Annotated in this window: 1 protein-coding gene; it reads left to right on the forward strand. The window is 36.7% G+C overall.

Annotated elements, in window-relative coordinates; translation table 11 throughout:
- Positions 1–586 (forward strand): IMP dehydrogenase (locus tag ABCO64_RS10670; protein WP_343089461.1); only part of this gene is annotated, 586 nt, incomplete at both ends.

Here is a 586-nt window from a genome sequence, read left to right on the forward strand (position 1 = left end):
GTTCAACATTAAAAAGTCGTAAAGATGTTGATTTGAGTAGAGAGTATACCTTTAAACATAGTAAACAAACATGGAAAGGGATACCGATTATGGCTGCGAATATGGATGGGGTTGGAACCATACCATTGGCCTTAGCACTTCAAAAACATAAACTCTTCACCTGTTTGGTAAAATCATATGATCCATCTTCTATAAACGAACATGTCTCTCAGTTAGATCCTAATCACTTTGCGGTGAGTACAGGAACGAATCAAAAAGACTTTGAGAATTTAAAAACGATATTAAAAGATAATCCTAATATAAAATTTATTTGTATTGATGTTGCGAATGGATATTCAGAGCATTTTGGTGATTTTGTTGAAAAAGTAAGAGCTCTATATCCAAATCATGTAATCATTGCTGGGAACGTTGTCACCGCTGATATGACACAAGAGCTAATTTTAAGAGGGGCTGACATTATTAAAGTTGGGATTGGACCAGGTAGTGTGTGTACAACACGCGTTCAAACAGGTGTAGGCTACCCTCAACTTTCAGCCATTATTGAATGTGCAGATGCGGCACATGGACTTGGTGCTCATATTATTAG

The organism is Methanocalculus natronophilus, assembly GCF_038751955.1.
Classification (GTDB): domain Archaea; phylum Halobacteriota; class Methanomicrobia; order Methanomicrobiales; family Methanocorpusculaceae; genus Methanocalculus; species Methanocalculus natronophilus.